15 protein-coding genes are annotated in these 15,056 nt (G+C 34.3%); 5 read left to right on the top strand and 10 right to left on the bottom strand.

The genetic code is table 11. The features are described from left to right. Nucleotides 1-30: 30 nt before the first annotated feature. The 9 genes from RBH94_RS11570 to ung all read right to left on the bottom strand — a co-directional run bounded on the left by RBH94_RS11570 (nt 31) and on the right by ung (nt 9,412). Nucleotides 31-393, bottom strand: a complete 363-nt coding sequence (locus tag RBH94_RS11570; protein WP_307881036.1) for a hypothetical protein — start codon at nt 391-393, stop codon at nt 31-33. An 8-nt stretch (nt 394-401) separates the two neighbouring features. Then, nucleotides 402-2,165: a signal peptide peptidase SppA gene (sppA, locus tag RBH94_RS11565; protein ID WP_307881035.1), complete on the bottom strand. Its 1,764-nt coding sequence runs from the start codon at nt 2,163-2,165 to the stop codon at nt 402-404. 99 nt (nt 2,166-2,264) lie between these two features. Further along, nucleotides 2,265-3,329 carry an AMP-binding protein gene (locus tag RBH94_RS11560; RefSeq protein ID WP_307881034.1) on the bottom strand — a complete coding sequence of 355 codons (1,065 nt, stop codon included), beginning with the start codon at nt 3,327-3,329 and terminating at the stop codon, nt 2,265-2,267. Continuing rightward, on the bottom strand, nt 3,313-4,497 hold the full coding sequence (locus RBH94_RS11555; protein WP_307881033.1) for a type II CAAX prenyl endopeptidase Rce1 family protein: 1,185 nt from the start codon (nt 4,495-4,497) through the stop codon (nt 3,313-3,315). Before RBH94_RS11555 ends, RBH94_RS11560 begins: the two co-directional genes overlap by 17 nt. Before the next feature lie 3 nt (nt 4,498-4,500). Continuing rightward, complete coding sequence (locus tag RBH94_RS11550; protein WP_307881032.1) at nt 4,501-5,538, bottom strand: o-succinylbenzoate synthase; 1,038 nt, start codon at nt 5,536-5,538, stop codon at nt 4,501-4,503. Beyond that, on the bottom strand, nt 5,539-6,216 hold the full coding sequence (locus tag RBH94_RS11545) for a metal-dependent hydrolase (protein WP_188223834.1): 678 nt from the start codon (nt 6,214-6,216) through the stop codon (nt 5,539-5,541). Between the two features lie 43 nt (nt 6,217-6,259). Continuing rightward, on the bottom strand, nt 6,260-7,162 hold the full coding sequence (gene menA / locus RBH94_RS11540) for a 1,4-dihydroxy-2-naphthoate octaprenyltransferase (protein ID WP_307881031.1): 903 nt from the start codon (nt 7,160-7,162) through the stop codon (nt 6,260-6,262). A gap of 1 nt (nt 7,163) precedes the next feature. Beyond that, nucleotides 7,164-8,003 (bottom strand): 1,4-dihydroxy-2-naphthoyl-CoA synthase, encoded by an 840-nt coding sequence (locus RBH94_RS11535; protein ID WP_307883161.1) that lies wholly within the window; start codon nt 8,001-8,003, stop codon nt 7,164-7,166. A 740-nt stretch (nt 8,004-8,743) separates the two neighbouring features. Next, nucleotides 8,744-9,412, bottom strand: coding sequence for a uracil-DNA glycosylase (gene ung, locus RBH94_RS11530; RefSeq protein ID WP_307881030.1), 669 nt, complete (start codon nt 9,410-9,412; stop codon nt 8,744-8,746). 90 nt (nt 9,413-9,502) lie between these two features. Between ung and RBH94_RS11525 the strand changes: the two genes are divergently transcribed. Continuing rightward, nucleotides 9,503-10,996: a YfcC family protein gene (locus tag RBH94_RS11525; protein ID WP_307881029.1), complete on the top strand. Its 1,494-nt coding sequence runs from the start codon at nt 9,503-9,505 to the stop codon at nt 10,994-10,996. Here the strand turns inward: RBH94_RS11525 and holA are convergent. Next, complete coding sequence (holA, locus tag RBH94_RS11520) at nt 10,993-11,997, bottom strand: DNA polymerase III subunit delta (RefSeq protein ID WP_307881028.1); 1,005 nt, start codon at nt 11,995-11,997, stop codon at nt 10,993-10,995. The two genes, RBH94_RS11525 and holA, sit on opposite strands and share 4 nt — an antisense overlap. Nucleotides 11,998-12,100: 103 nt before the next feature. Here holA and RBH94_RS11515 point away from each other — a divergent pair, with 103 nt between their 5' ends. From RBH94_RS11515 to RBH94_RS11500, 4 genes are all read left to right on the top strand, one after another. Then, nucleotides 12,101-12,547, top strand: coding sequence for a type I restriction enzyme HsdR N-terminal domain-containing protein (locus tag RBH94_RS11515; RefSeq protein ID WP_307881027.1), 447 nt, complete (start codon nt 12,101-12,103; stop codon nt 12,545-12,547). After that, nucleotides 12,544-13,539, top strand: a complete 996-nt coding sequence (locus RBH94_RS11510; protein ID WP_307881026.1) for a glycosyltransferase family 2 protein — start codon at nt 12,544-12,546, stop codon at nt 13,537-13,539. The genes RBH94_RS11515 and RBH94_RS11510 overlap by 4 nt, the downstream gene beginning before the upstream one ends. A gap of 88 nt (nt 13,540-13,627) precedes the next feature. Then, nucleotides 13,628-14,467 (top strand): flagellar motor protein MotB, encoded by an 840-nt coding sequence (locus RBH94_RS11505; protein WP_188223827.1) that lies wholly within the window; start codon nt 13,628-13,630, stop codon nt 14,465-14,467. 135 nt (nt 14,468-14,602) lie between these two features. Next, nucleotides 14,603-15,049 (top strand): SRPBCC domain-containing protein, encoded by a 447-nt coding sequence (locus RBH94_RS11500; protein ID WP_307881025.1) that lies wholly within the window; start codon nt 14,603-14,605, stop codon nt 15,047-15,049. The last annotated feature ends 7 nt before the right edge of the window (nt 15,050-15,056 follow it).

Genomic DNA, 15,056 nt, shown 5'->3' with positions numbered 1-15,056 from the left:
CTCTTTTTTTTTTATTATGTTTTATCTTTTTCAACCTATTATTTTTCCAATTATTACAACAAGAATTATTAGTCCAAAAAATACACCCATTACTAAAATCAACATTTTACTGATATTCCTTTGAAAACTAAAATCAGTAATCATTAGAGATTCCATTGTTGCAACAATTCCTGTTTCTATCAACACTAGGTCTACGGTTTTCATATCTGAATCAAGAAAAAAATACCTAATCCCTCCATCAATTGATGGCTGTTCGTTAATATTTGAGTAATATCTGACTCCCCTACTTCTTAATTCCTTTTCGAAAATGATTTGATCTTTCAATAGTACATAAAGTTTATAATGCTCTTTTAATTTTATGTCGAAATTATCTTCATCTATTCTCGATGTCATAAAAACACTTATTTAATATCTACATCATAAGGTAATAACAACTGAATACCTTTACGCTGTGTGGTTGTTTTTACTTGCTTTAATAAGTTGTAAGCCTCCTCTCCTAGCTCCTCTTTCATAATATCTTCTTTAGCTTCAGCTAATCCAAATTGTCTTAAAATCTTATCTAAATCTTTCTTATAAATTGGAAACTCTTTAATATTATATTCTGAAACACCAGCAGCTTCAGCAGCATATTTGAGAGCTAAATCTAGCCCTCCTAATTCATCTACTAAACCTATTTTTAAGGCATCTGCACCTGTCCAGACACGGCCTTGAGCAATTTCCTTTACCTTATCCTGCTCCATGCCTCGCCCTTCGGCTACACGTCCGGTAAACAACTCATAAATGCTTATAATTTCTTCTTTTATAAAATCGTGTTGCGTGTCATTTAACGGTTCAAAAAAGCTATAGGTAACAGAATTTTTATTCGTTGATACCTGCTCGGCGTTGATTCCCATTTTCTCGGCTAAAGCATTTCCGTTTGGCAACATTCCAAACACACCAATACTTCCTGTTATAGTTGTTGGTTCGGCTATAATTTTATCAGCATTACACGCTATGTAATACCCTCCGGATGCAGCCAAATTACCCATAGATACAATTACCGGTTTTAACTTTTTAGTCAATTCTATTTCACGCCAAATTAACTCACTTGCTAAGGCACTTCCTCCCGGAGAGTTAATTCGTAAAACAACTGCTTTAATCTTATCGTTTTGTCTGGCTTCCTGCAGCGACCTTGTCATTACACCTTGACCAACGGCCCCCTCTTCGCCTTCTCCATAAATAATTTCACCTTCAGCATAAATCACGGCAATCTTATTTTTACTGTAGTTGGTCAACATATTAGTGGCCGTATATTCAGCATAATCAAAAATAGAAACCATCTCCAACTTTTTTGAAGCTTCAGTTCCTGCAGCCTTTTCTAACCCGGCTAGATATTCGTCGTGATAGGCAATTTTATCAATAAGTTTGGCTTGCTTTGCTAGAGGAGCATTTCGTGCTAACAAACTATCTGCAATACCATTTAATTGTTCGGAGGAAACACCTCTGCTTTGTGATATTTCAGATTTAATTTCAGACCAGATAGAATTTAAAAACACTTCTACCTGCTCTCTGTTAGCTTCACTCATTTCGTTTTCAAGGAATGGCTCTACGGCACTTTTATATTTTCCGAAGCGTACCACTTCCATTTTCAATCCTGTTTTTTCCTGAAAATCTTTAAAATACAATTGCTCCGAAGACAAACCTTTAAACTCCATCATCCCGGCAGGATTCATAAAAATTGTATCGGCAATGGAACTTAAGTAATAATCTTTCTGTGTATAAATATCGGCGTATGCGGTTATAAATTTCCCTGACTCTTTAAACTCTATTAAAGCGTCGCGAATGGCTTTAGTCTGAGATATTCCTGCATTAATAAAATTATTATCAATTGAAATTCCTTTTATTTTATCATCGGTTGCGGCATAATTTATGGCGTCGATAATATTAAAAAGTCCATTTTTATCATCCTTATTTAAAAATTCGTACTGTTCAAATTCTGTTTTTCCGGCATAGTCTTTAATTGGAAAATCGAGTTTTAAATCGAGTACCGAATTAGGCTTTACTCTTACGATTTCTTCTGATGAGGAGCCAAAAACAAGTCCGACAACAACAAGTAATACAACACAAATACCTAAAAATACAAAGATACCTGTAACGGTCGATAACACGCGTTTGATAAAGTTCATATAAATTAATTTTCTATTTATTAATTAACAAAGGGGAATTCTAATTGCCCTACAAGGACAACTATTAGTATTAAAAAATGGGTTCTTGTTACAAGAAACTTATTTTTTTATTAACGCCAATGTATTTTTTCGTTGAATTTTACCTGAAGAGGTTTCAGCAAATTGCTTAACTGCATAAATAGCTTTGGGTTTTTCAAATTTATCTAAAGTCGAAAACACTTCCGAGTTCAATTCGTTTGATTTACTTTCAATAACTAAAATAAGTTGTTCGCCTAATTCATTATTAGGTTCTGAAGCTACAAAAAATCGACTCATGATTTTACCCTGAAGTTTAGCTTCAATCTGCTCTGGAAAAAGTTTAACACCTCCAGAGTTTATGACATTATCGAAACGCCCTAACCATTCAAACTCCATCTCCGAATGAATTTTAACAATGTCGTTCGTAATGATTTTCTCCTGACATAATTTAGGAGCTTCAATCACTAAACAACCCCGATCATCTTGAGAAATAGTAACTCCCGGTAGGACCTTGAAATGAGGCTTTGAATTTGACGTATTATTAACGGGTTTCAAAGCGATATGTGTCACCGTTTCTGTCATCCCATACGTTTCGAACACCTTGGTTTTTAATGTTTGAATACTTGTTTTTAAACTGTTTGAAACCGGAACACCACCAACGATTATGGTTTTTATATTATCGACTTTATCCAATACCTTTTCTAACTGCATAGGCACCATAGCACAAAAATCATAATCCTTATTTGTATCGAATTCCAAATTGGAAGATGGCTCTACAATATCGAGTTCTAACCCTAAAATCATAGCTCTAACCAACATCATTTTCCCAGCGATATAGGTTACCGGTAGACATAATAAGGCCTTATTACCAGGCACCAAACTAAAAAAGTCTCCGGTGGCCAAAACCGAATTTACCATCGCCTGTTTCGATAACTCCATTGTTTTTGGTGTTCCTGTCGACCCAGATGTTTTCACCTTTATAGTTTCACTATCATCTAACCAATCAAACAAAAAATCACCAATTTCTCTTTCAAAAGATTTACCTTCCTTAACAAAGTCGTATGCTAGTTCTATTAAGTATTCTCTTGAATAATGAAATCCGTTAACCTTAAATTTTAGATGGATATTTTTAAATGTCGGTACCATGTCCAATCGTGTCTATTTCTGAAGTTAATAATGCTGGTTCTTCAACCTTTCCGAATAGTTTTTCTTTCCAACCGGTCCATTTATAAATTCTCGAAAGAATGAATAAAATGATAGGAAAAACTATAAATACCGGAACAAAAATTTCGCTTAATGCCGTTTCTGAAGGATCGGACATATCCTTTAAAATGGAATGCGTTTGAAACGCTGTCCAGTCGGCTGTAACTAAAAGCGCTGTAAACAAATTATTCGCAGCATGAAAGCCTAACGACAGTTCCATACCTTCATCCATTAAGGTCATAATTCCTAAGAATAATCCTGTACCAATGTAATAGACCATAATCATTGGTCCTAGTTTTTCAACTTCAGGGTTTGCAATATGCAACAATCCAAAAACAGCTGATGTTATAATTAATGGTGTTGAATTTCTTCTAAGTATGTAGTAAATTCTATTATATATATTTGAATTCATTAAACGATCTATGTGCTTAGAATTAAATATAAAGACACCTAATGCGAATAATAAAAGAAATTCTAATATCCCAAACACAAATGAAATTGTTTCTAGACTATTGGAATAGATCAAAACTAAAACAACTAATAAGATATACCCTAAAACCAAAGGAAACCTTTTAGTTATTGTAGAAACGCCTATTCCCTGCATTAAATAGCCTCTAAACATATACTCCTCAAAACTGGTTTGTAACGGCACAAAAATGATAGCTATTATACAGAGTATAATAAAGGGTTTTAATTGAAAATTGAGTTCATAATTTTCAGGAGTCATATAATAATCAACTATTACCAAACCACTTGAAATGATGCCCCAAAAGAAGAAAATGAATAACACACGTTTCCAGTCAATTTGTTTTCTTGACGTTGTTAGTTGTGTAAACGATTGTTTATGAAGATATTTTGTAACCAATAACAAAGCTACCAAACCAACCGCAAAAGACAACAACATCAAGAATAAATTCAGGTTTGGTTCTAAATAACTCATCATAACGGATTGATTCAATTCCGATGGATTTTTACCGTCTTTAAAAGCCTTTATCATCACTGCTGCCGTAAATGGCACCTGACCAATAAACACGCCAACAACAATAATAAACACCCCTATAATGTAACGCCACCAATCGTGCAACGTGTTAAATGCCTGAGCTATATACATCCTTTATAAATTAAAGTTCCAGTTTAATTGATTATTATATGTTAATGCACCATTAATGACTTCTAACGGTGAGTCGAAATTATTTGTAAACAGTCCCCCTGTACCTAATCCTTGTGGTAAAGGGCTTTGTTTTTGATAAGTGTATTGTGCTATGGCATTAAGCCCAATATTACTTTCTAAAGCACTTGTTATCCACCAATCAATATTATTATTTTCTGCAATAGAAATCCACTCATCACTGCCTTTAAAACCACCGACTAAACTCGGTTTTAAAATAATATACTGCGGATTTATTGTTTGTAGTAACTTCTTCTTTTCTGTTACATGAAAAACACCAATTAATTCTTCGTCTAACGCAATAGGTAACGGGGTTTCGTCACAAAGTCTTACCATGTCTTCAATCTGCCCCTGTTTAATGGGTTGCTCGATAGAATGCAGTTCTAAGTCCGATAATACTTTTAGTTTTTCTAAAGCTTCGGAAGGTAAAAAAGCCCCATTGGCATCCACTCGTAATTCAATATCCTTTGCTGAAAACTCATTTCTAATAGATTTTAACAAATCGACTTCTGATTGAAAATCGATAGCACCAATTTTCATTTTAATACAAGAAAAGCCAGCTTTTAGCTTGTCTTCTATTTGCTGCTTCATAAAATCTTCAGACCCCATCCAGATTAATCCATTAATCGCAATCGGGTCTTGTTCTTGTGTAAATTTTGAAGGAAACAACTCAAAACCATTTTGGCTTTCTAAAGATTTGAAAGCCATTTCTAAACCAAACTGAATACTTGGATACTCTATTAATTCAAATAGCAACTTGTCTAAACCTAAATGAATATTCTTGCAGGTCCATTTTAATTTGTCTTCGTAATCTGGTTTATCATCCGCAGACAATCCCCTAAACACGCCACATTCCCCTACTCCGGTTTTTCCGTTTTGATTTAAAATAAGAAACCAAGTTTCCTTGGTTCGTAACACGCCTCTGGACGTACCAGAGGCCTGCTTAAAATTTAATATGTATTTCTTATACGAAGCGTTTATCATCTATAACTCTATACTTTCTCCAATTTCCAACAACATTAAATCTTTGTCGTTATCGAAAAATTTACGCTTTGCTTCTTCATGATCTATTTCTATATATCCAAACGTATCGAAATGATAGCCTAACACCTTATCACACTCTACAAAATCACTGGCGGTAATCGCATCATCGATTCCCATTGTAAAATTATCGCCAATGGGAAGAATGGCTAAATCTAACTTAATACGCATTGGAATTAATTGCATATCGTAAGTCAACGCCGTGTCGCCTGCAATGTAAATGTTTTTATGTTCGCCTTCGATAACGAAACCTCCTGGTTGTCCGCCATAAGTTCCATCAGGGAACGATGATGAATGTAAGGCAACAACATATTTTACCGTACCAAATTCAAAATCCCAATGACCACCGTGATTCATTGGATGCGCTTCAAACCCTTTATTTTGGTAATAGGTTGCTATTTCAGCATTTGAAACAATAACTGCATTTGTTCGTTTTGCAATTGCTTCAACATCTAAAATATGATCCTGATGTGCGTGTGTCACTAAAATATAATCGGCTTTTAACTCGTCGATATTAATGTGAGAAGCCTTCTCGTTAGCCGAAATAAAAGGATCTACAAGAATATGAACATCATTAACTTCTATACCTAAACTAGCGTGGCCGTAAAATGTAATTTTCATCTTTTATAATCTTAAAAATTGAATACAGAAAAATACGAAAAATCTATAACAAATGTCCAATTCCCATTAACACCGCCAACAACACTGTTGTTAGTGCCACCTTCTTTAATTCCGGATCCAATAATTTTGAATCTTTATTGGTTAATATCGTTTTGATATGAAGGATTAAAGGAATGTAAGCAACAAAAAATATCAAATTGAATATCGAAGTGAAATATAAAATTCCAAATAAAGCTGATAATACAATTGCTCCTCCAACAAGAAACAGTTGATATTTTTTAGCATTGGCAATGCCCAGCTTAACCGCTAAGGTAATTTTATTCGATTTAACATCAGACTCGATATCTCGCATGTTATTGAGGTTAAGTACCGCAGCACTCAACATACCAACTGTAATGGCAGGTAAAAACACCACATGATCAATAGTTTTGGCATACAATACATAACAACCGATAACACTAATTAGTCCGAAAAATATAAAGACATAAACATCTCCTAACCCTTTGTATCCATAGGCATTATTCCCAACGGTATATTTAACTGCTGCAATAACACTGGCAATTCCTAAAACAAAAAATAATAAGGTTAGTAAAAAGTGATTCACACCAAACGATACAAAAATTAAAAAGAACGCCAAACCAATTGAAATAAGGACATTCAACTTTATGGCATTAAACATTTGATCTGGAGAAATATCACCTGATTGAATGGCGCGATCGGGACCTATTCTATCTTTATTATCAGTTCCCTTTACACCATCACCATAATCGTTAGCCAGGTTTGAAAGGATTTGAAAACTCAAAGTTGTTAATATTGCTAAGCTAAAAATTAACCAATTAAAATATCCGTTATAAGCCGCCAAACAAGATGCTAGTATAATTCCGGAAATTGATAAAGGCAGCGTTCGTAAACGCATAGCTGAAATCCAAACAGAAATATTCTTCATATTATGGAATCCATTTTTTAGCAAAATTAGGCTTACGTTTTTCAAGGAAAGCATTTCGTCCCTCAACAGCCTCATCGGTCATATAAGCTAAACGTGTTGCTTCTCCGGCAAACACCTGCTGACCAACCATACCATCATCGGTTAAATTCATAGCGAACTTCAACATTTTTATCGATGTTGGTGATTTGGCCAATATTTCCTGAGCCCATTCGTAGGCGGTAGATTCTAATTCATCATGAGGGATTACAGCATTAACCATACCCATTTCATAAGCTTCCTGAGCAGAATAATTACGTCCTAAAAAGAAGATTTCACGAGCCTTTTTCTGTCCTACCATTTTTGCCAAATAAGCTGACCCATAGCCACCATCAAAACTGGTAACGTCTGCATCGGTTTGTTTAAAAATAGCGTGTTCTTTACTGGCCAAAGTTAAATCACAAACTACATGTAAGCTATGGCCCCCACCAACAGCCCAACCCGGAACCACAGCAATAACTGCCTTAGGCATAAAACGAATTAAACGTTGAACTTCTAAAATATTTAAACGGTGATACCCATCTTCGCCTACATACCCCTGATGTCCTCTGGCCTTTTGGTCTCCCCCTGAACAAAAACTCCAGATGCCATCTTTTGTAGACGGGCCTTCGGCAGACAATAATACAACACCAATGTTAACATCTTCATTAGCATCATAAAAAGCATCATATAATTCACTAGTGGTTTTTGGTCTAAAAGCGTTACGCACATTAGGTCTGTTAAATGCTATTCTGGCAACACCATTACATTTTTTATAGGTTATATCTTCGTATTCTTTGGCAACTTTCCAATCTATTTGCTCCATCATTTTATATTTTAGCCAAAAATAAATTATATTTCGTTAATACCCTTATTTCGTTTTTAAAAATCACTTTTAACAAATCGTGTTTTTGTTAATTTATCATCACAGAAACAATAACACACACGTTTTCAGAATATAACACAACAATTCACCTTAATTGTAATACTAAAACTACCTTAAAACATCAAATAGAAGTACATTTTTATGTAAGAATTAAAAACTAAAAGAAATCAAATTTTCTGAATTATTTACATTTTTATAAGAAAAAACCAAAACAAACCGATTAAAAAAATAAATAAATTAAAATATTAACAGAATTTTCCGAATATCAAAATAAGTAGAACTGCGTATTGGTTTGTAGTCCTTTAATGAGTAAATTTGCTCTAGTTTAACACTTAACGATAAAATAACACGCTTTAGCTATGTTTTATTTATCTTGTCGTTAATTCCAAACCCAATTGCCTATGTTAGTGACTATTACTCTTTGTGTTACATTTCTTGTAATCGTAAACTTTTTACTCTTAAAATTTAGTTGCAACAAAACCCCAAAGCAAACCAAAGTGAACAAAATGCCTGTAATTATTCGATCTGAAATATCTTTGGATCAAGAACAAGCATTAGCTCCTACCGGGAGTTAATTAAAGTATTTTGCAAAAGCAACTTTATTATGGTGTTCAACAAAATGAAAGTGTAACTTTTATGAATTTTCATAAAGGTTACACTTTTTTATTTTTATAGTGGTTTCACGACCAAACTATAGGCTGACCACCTGACTCTTTTAAAATTTCATTGGATTGACTAAAGTGTCTATTTCCAAACCAATACCCTCTATTAGCACTTAAAGGTGAAGGGTGTCCGCTTGTTAAAACTGTATGTTTCTTAGCATCTATCAACTTTGCTTTCTTTTTAGCATAACCTCCCCAAAGTAGAAATACTACATGTTCCCTATTATCACTAATTGTTTTTATTACAGCATCTGTAAAGGTTTCCCATCCTTTTTTTTGATGGCTCCCAGCCTGATGTGCTCTCACTGTCAGCGTTGCATTAAGTAATAACACCCCCTGATTTGCCCAACGTTTTAAATTACCACTCTTAGGATAAGCTATTCCTAAATCTGACTCTATTTCTTTAAAAATATTCACTAATGATGGCGGATGTTTTACTCCTTCATTAACTGAAAAACATAAACCATTAGCCTGACCATCATCGTGATAAGGATCCTGACCAAGAATAACCACTTTTACCTCTCCAAACGTACAATGATTAAATGCATTGAATATTTGATCTTCCGGCGGAAAACAAATGCCAGATTTATACTCTTCTTCAACAAACCTAATTAAAGATTTAAAATAAGATTCGTTAAATTCACTTTCCAGATAAGGCTTCCAACTATCGTGCAATCGTAATTTCATAACCACGTTTTAAAATGCAAATAAAATAATACTATCTTTAATCCCAATAAATTTGCACTACTAAACTGTTATAATTTTTCAAACTGACCAATGAAAAAACTGAAATTCCCAACGGCTCAAACCATTTTACTAATAATTGCAGCTTTAGTTGCGGGACTCACATGGTTAGTACCTTCTGGAGAATTTGACACCCTTACATATAACACTTCTGAGAATACCTTTACTAAAACCAGTTTAGAAGAAACTACAACTTTACCTGCTCGCCAGGAAACTCTGGATGCATTACAAATTAAAATTCCATTAGAAAAATTCACTAATGGAGATATTTGGAAGCCCATTGGTATACCCAACACCTACAAAGAAGTTGAAGCTTCACCTCAAGGTTTTACAGCCTTCATTCAGTCACCAATTAAAGGTATTATTGAAGCATCAGATATCATCTTTCTAGTTTTATTTATTGGAGGCCTTATTGGTATAATGAATTTCACAGGAGCTTTCGATGCCGGTATTAATTGGCTGGCTCATGCCTTAAAAGGAAAAGAATTCCTCTTAATTATTATTGTAACCATGCTTATTGCAATTGGAGGAACAACCTTTGGGCTAGCCGAAGAAACCATAGCTTTCTATCCCATTCTTATTCCTATTTTTTTAGCTGCAAATTACGATGCCATGGTTGCCTTGGCTAGTATTTATATAGGTTCATCTATTGGAACGATGTGTTCTACAGTTAATCCGTTTAGTGTAATTATTGCTTCAGATGCTGCCGGAATTAACTGGACAACCGGATTAACAGCACGTTTTGTTATTCTCGTAATTGGCACGCTTATTTGCATATTGTATATTATTAGATATGCTCAACGCGTTAAAAAAGACCCTTCGAAATCTATAATTTTTAATCAGAAAGAATCTATTGAAAAAATGTTCGGCAACACGACAAATGCAACGGTTGTTTTATCTGCGCGACTGCGTCTTATTTTATTTGTTTTCGCCATGTGCTTTGTAGTTATGATTTACGGAGTATCTAGTGAAGGATGGTGGTTTTTAGAAATGACCGTTGTATTCCTTGTAGGATCGATAATTATAGGATTATTAGGAAAAATTAAAGAATCTACTTTTGTTGATGTTTTCGTAAAAGGCGCTAGTGATTTACTAGGTGTTGCTTTAATTATAGGAATTGCCAGAGGCATTACTGTGCTAATGGACGACGGACAAATCAGCGACACTATGCTGTATTATGCTAGCACAGCTACCAACGGCATGAATAAAGGTCTTTTTGTTAATGCACTCCTCTACATTTTTGGAGGACTTTCATTCTTTATTCCTTCATCTTCTGGTATGGCAGTATTAACCATGCCAATAATTTCACCCTTAGCCGACGGTGTAGGAATAGGACGAGATTTAGTTGTGAATGCCTATCAATATGGCATGGGACTTTTTGCTTTTATTAACCCGACAGGATTAATTTTAGCGTCGCTGGCAATTGTAAAAGTTGGTTACGATAAATGGCTGAAGTTTGTGACACCTTTGGTTATCATTTTAACTATATTTATAATGATCGCTTTAACCATCGCCGTCTATATTTAAGCTAGTATTTTCACTAATAATTCTTTCAGTAAATCACCTTGTGGAACAGCATTAGCGCCAACACCTTTACTTTTTACATCAAAATCTCTTAGCGTTGCCACAACCATACTTACCTGACGCATAGGGTAATTTCTTGCTGCTGCAACATACTCATTTACAAAATACGGATTGATTTTTAAGGCTGAAGCAACATTTCTTGGAGACTTATCTTTAAGTCCGTGGTAGTGTAATAACTGAGAAAAGAAGTTAAACAACAACGACACTGTAACCACCATAGGATTATCCTTAGGATTATCGGCAAAATATTTTACAATGCGATGCGCCTTCATAACGTCACGTTCGCCAATAGCCTTTCTCAACTCAAAATTATTGAAGTCTTTACTTATCCCTATATTTTCCTCAATATGCTCGGGTGTAATCTGACTTCCATTAGGTAGAATAATTTTCAGTTTTTCAAGTTCGTTATTAATCTTGCTCAAATCTGTTCCTAAAAATTCGACCAACATCTGAGCTGCCTTTGGTTCAATACTGTATTTCTGAGAAGCTAATACGCGTCGAATCCAATCGGCTACCTGATTCTCATAAAGCTTTTTACTTTCATAAATCACCCCGGTAGTTTTCAATGTTTTATAAAGCGTTTTACGCTTATCAATAGTTTTGTATTTATAATTAATTACTAAAACGGTAGACGGCTGCGGATTTTTAGCATAATCAGCTAACTTTTCTATTGTACGTGATAAATCCTGAGCTTCTTTTACAATTACCACCTGATGTTCTGCCATCATCGGGTAACGCTTAGCATTACTTACAATATCATCAATAGTAATATCTCGACCATAAAGCACCATTTGATTAAAACCACGTTCTTCTTCAGCTAAAACATTTTCCTCGATAAAGTCCGAAATTCTATCAATATAATAAGGCTCCTCTCCCATTAAGAAGTAAATAGGTTTCAGGTTCCCGTTTTTAATATCAGTTACTAATTGTTTTACGTCGTCCAAAATTGAAAAAATCCAAAATTATAAATACAAAACCCCAAAAACTGGTTTGGTAATTTGGTATTTGATTAATGTACATTAACTTTGAAATTATAAAAGAACAGCATTGCAAGATCTTAATTTTCCAAAGTTTTCGTTTCGACTCAAAAGTAGCGAAAATAAAATTTCTATATTCGATTGTATTCGTAAAAAGTTTGTGGTTTTACAGCCAGAAGAATGGGTAAGACAACATTGCCTAATGTATTTAATGGAGGTAAAAGGTTTCCCTAAATCGCTAATTAACATTGAAAAAGAACTCATTGTAAACGATTTAAAAAAACGGTACGATATTGTTATTTTTAATACAGACGGAAGTATTCATCTTATTGTAGAATGTAAAGCCCCTTCAATAACCATAAATCAACAAACCTTCGACCAGATTGCACAGTATAATCAAGTGCTTAATGCAACCTATTTAATGGTGACTAATGGATTAAATCATTATTATTGTCAAATGGATTTTGTTAATGAACGTTACGATTTTTTAAGAGACATACCCGATTATAGCCTATGAAATTAGCTGTTGTTATATTAAATTGGAATGGACAAAAACTTCTGGAAAAGTTCTTACCTTCGGTAGTAGCTTTTTCTAAGGAATCAGATATTTATATCGCTGATAATGCATCAACTGATAACTCTATAGAATTTGTTCGCAATAAGTACCCCATAATTAAAATCGTAAAGAATGTTGAAAATGGCGGGTATGCTAAAGGTTACAATGATGCTCTGAAACATATTGATGCCGATATCTTCTGCCTGCTAAATAGTGATATTGAGGTTACCGAAAACTGGCTTACCCCAATCATAGATATTTTTAACACAGAACCCAATACGGCCGTTATTCAGCCAAAAATACTGGATTACAAAAACAAATCTCAGTTTGAATACGCAGGTGCTGCTGGTGGTTTTATAGACAAGTACGGTTACCCATATTGCCGCGGAAGAATATTCGATACTATCGAGACTGATAAAGGACAATATAATGACACCGCTGAAATACTTTGGGCTTCTGGTGCTTGCTTATTTATAAGACGGGAGGTTTTTAATGATTTAGAAGGCTTCGACGCCTCCTTTTTTGCGCATATGGAAGAAATTGATTTATGCTGGCGCGCCAAGAACTCAGGTTACACTATTAAATACGTCGGAGCATCAACGGTTTATCATGTTGGAGGAGCTACCCTAACGACACTTAACCCTAAAAAGACGCACCTAAATTTTAGAAACAGTTTATACACGCTTACTAAAAATGCTACTGGACCAATATTTTTAAAAATTTTAGTCAGATTACTTTTAGACGGTATTGCTGGCATAAAATTTGTTGTCGAGATTAAACCAAAGCATACTTTGGCAGTCTTAAAAGCACATTTCAGTTTTTATGGCCACTTAAGTAAGCTATTAAAACAACGAAAACAATTAAAAAATAAAGTAAAATATTACGAACGAACATCCATTGTTATGGATTATTTCGTAAATAGAAAAAGACACTTCAAAAATCTGGGGAAATAGTTGATAAAAGTTTGCTTAAAGTTGTTAAATCGACCGTTTTTTACATATTTTTGTGGTAATAACTTAAAATATTAATCCTTAAATAATTATGAGAAAAGTCCTATTACTTGGCGCTTCAGCGATGCTTGTGCTAAGTTCATGTGTATCAAAAAAACAGTTTACAGATCTTGAAGCAAAATATAAAGAATCTCAAGATTTACTAAATTCTGCAACCGTAAAATTAAACTCTTGTTTAGAGGAGAGAGCTTCTGCTTCAGCTAGAGCAAAAGCACTTGAAGAGCAAGTAACAGATTTAAGAAGCTATAACGAAAACTTACAGGTTTTATCTGCTAAAGGAGCCTCTAACATCGAGAAGACTCTAGAAAGCATGAAAGAGAAAGATTTAAAAATCAACCGCTTACAAGATGCTCTTACTAAGAAAGACAGTGTAACCTTAGCGCTTGTTACTAGTTTAAAACGTGAAGTTGGAATCAACGATCCAGACATCGAAGTTAACGTTGAGAAAGGTGTGGTTTACATTTCTATCGCAGACAAATTATTATTTAGAAGTGGTAGCTACAATGTAACAACTCAAGCTAAAGATGTATTAGCTAAAGTTGCTAAAGTTGTACAAAGCAAGCCTGATTTCGAATGTATGGTTGAAGGACACACTGATAACGTACCTTACAAAAGCAACGGTGTAATTTTAGACAACTGGGATTTAAGTGTTAAACGTGCTACTTCAGTAGTTAGAGTTTTAGAAGACTTAGGTGTTAACCCAAGCCAGTTAGTAGCTTCTGGACGTGCTGATTACGTGCCATTAGTAGAAAACAACACTGCTGAGAACAGAGCTAGAAACCGTCGTACTCGTATCTTAGTATTACCAAAAATCGATCAGTTCTACGATATGATCGAAAAAGAAATGAAAAACTTAGAAGCTGGTAACTAATCCGTTTTCTAACATAACATTGAAAAGCCCGACCAAATGGTCGGGCTTTTTTATTAAATCATCTCCCTTTGTTCCTTTTTTAAAAATCAACATTATTTATTATATTGAAATCCTAATCATTACAAAATCAACCTAATGCCAACTAAAACCAACCGAGAAATTTACAACGAACGTATACTAAAAGCCCCTGTAGACAAAGTATATCAGGCCTTTTCTAATCCGTCGCATTTAAAAGAATGGTGGGGTCCCGAAGGATACACCAATACGTTTCATGAATTTGACTTGCGTCCTGGTGGTAAATGGTCGCTAACCATGCATTCTCCAACCAAAGCTAATTACGAAAACGCATCTATCTTTAAAACTATTAGACCACAAAAATTAGTGTCATGGAGCCGTACTTCGCACCCAATATTTGATATGGAAATAGCCTTCGAAAAGCTAAATGATTCAGAAACCCAAATCTCTTTTAGAATGATTTTCGATTGCCCAAATACCTGTGAAAAAATAAGAGTGTTTGCAGGACCTAAGAATGAGGAAAATTTCGACAGATTAGAAAAAGAACTTCCTAACGTTGAAATCTAAAACTAAA

Origin of the sequence: Aestuariibaculum sp. YM273, from assembly GCF_030908365.1 — a bacterium.
Lineage (GTDB): Bacteria > Bacteroidota > Bacteroidia > Flavobacteriales > Flavobacteriaceae > Aestuariibaculum > Aestuariibaculum marinum.
Note: the sequence above shows the minus strand (reverse complement) of the source record. Positions and strands in the feature narration are given on the sequence as shown.

What these genes read in the sequence shown, in the direction of transcription:
- RBH94_RS11570 (WP_307881036.1), bottom strand. Translation starts at nt 393, where the DNA reads ATGACATCGAGAATAGATGAAGATAATTTCGACATAAAATTAAAAGAG.
- sppA (WP_307881035.1), bottom strand. Translation starts at nt 2,165, where the DNA reads ATGAACTTTATCAAACGCGTGTTATCGACCGTTACAGGTATCTTTGTA.
- RBH94_RS11560 (WP_307881034.1), bottom strand. Translation starts at nt 3,329, where the DNA reads ATGGTACCGACATTTAAAAATATCCATCTAAAATTTAAGGTTAACGGA.
- RBH94_RS11555 (WP_307881033.1), bottom strand. Translation starts at nt 4,497, where the DNA reads ATGTATATAGCTCAGGCATTTAACACGTTGCACGATTGGTGGCGTTAC.
- RBH94_RS11550 (WP_307881032.1), bottom strand. Translation starts at nt 5,538, where the DNA reads ATGATAAACGCTTCGTATAAGAAATACATATTAAATTTTAAGCAGGCC.
- RBH94_RS11545 (WP_188223834.1), bottom strand. Translation starts at nt 6,216, where the DNA reads ATGAAAATTACATTTTACGGCCACGCTAGTTTAGGTATAGAAGTTAAT.
- menA (WP_307881031.1), bottom strand. Translation starts at nt 7,162, where the DNA reads ATGAAGAATATTTCTGTTTGGATTTCAGCTATGCGTTTACGAACGCTG.
- RBH94_RS11535 (WP_307883161.1), bottom strand. Translation starts at nt 8,003, where the DNA reads ATGGAGCAAATAGATTGGAAAGTTGCCAAAGAATACGAAGATATAACC.
- ung (WP_307881030.1), bottom strand. Translation starts at nt 9,412, where the DNA reads ATGAAATTACGATTGCACGATAGTTGGAAGCCTTATCTGGAAAGTGAA.
- RBH94_RS11525 (WP_307881029.1), top strand. Translation starts at nt 9,503, where the DNA reads ATGAAAAAACTGAAATTCCCAACGGCTCAAACCATTTTACTAATAATT.
- RBH94_RS11510 (WP_307881026.1), top strand. Translation starts at nt 12,544, where the DNA reads ATGAAATTAGCTGTTGTTATATTAAATTGGAATGGACAAAAACTTCTG.
- RBH94_RS11505 (WP_188223827.1), top strand. Translation starts at nt 13,628, where the DNA reads ATGAGAAAAGTCCTATTACTTGGCGCTTCAGCGATGCTTGTGCTAAGT.
- RBH94_RS11500 (WP_307881025.1), top strand. Translation starts at nt 14,603, where the DNA reads ATGCCAACTAAAACCAACCGAGAAATTTACAACGAACGTATACTAAAA.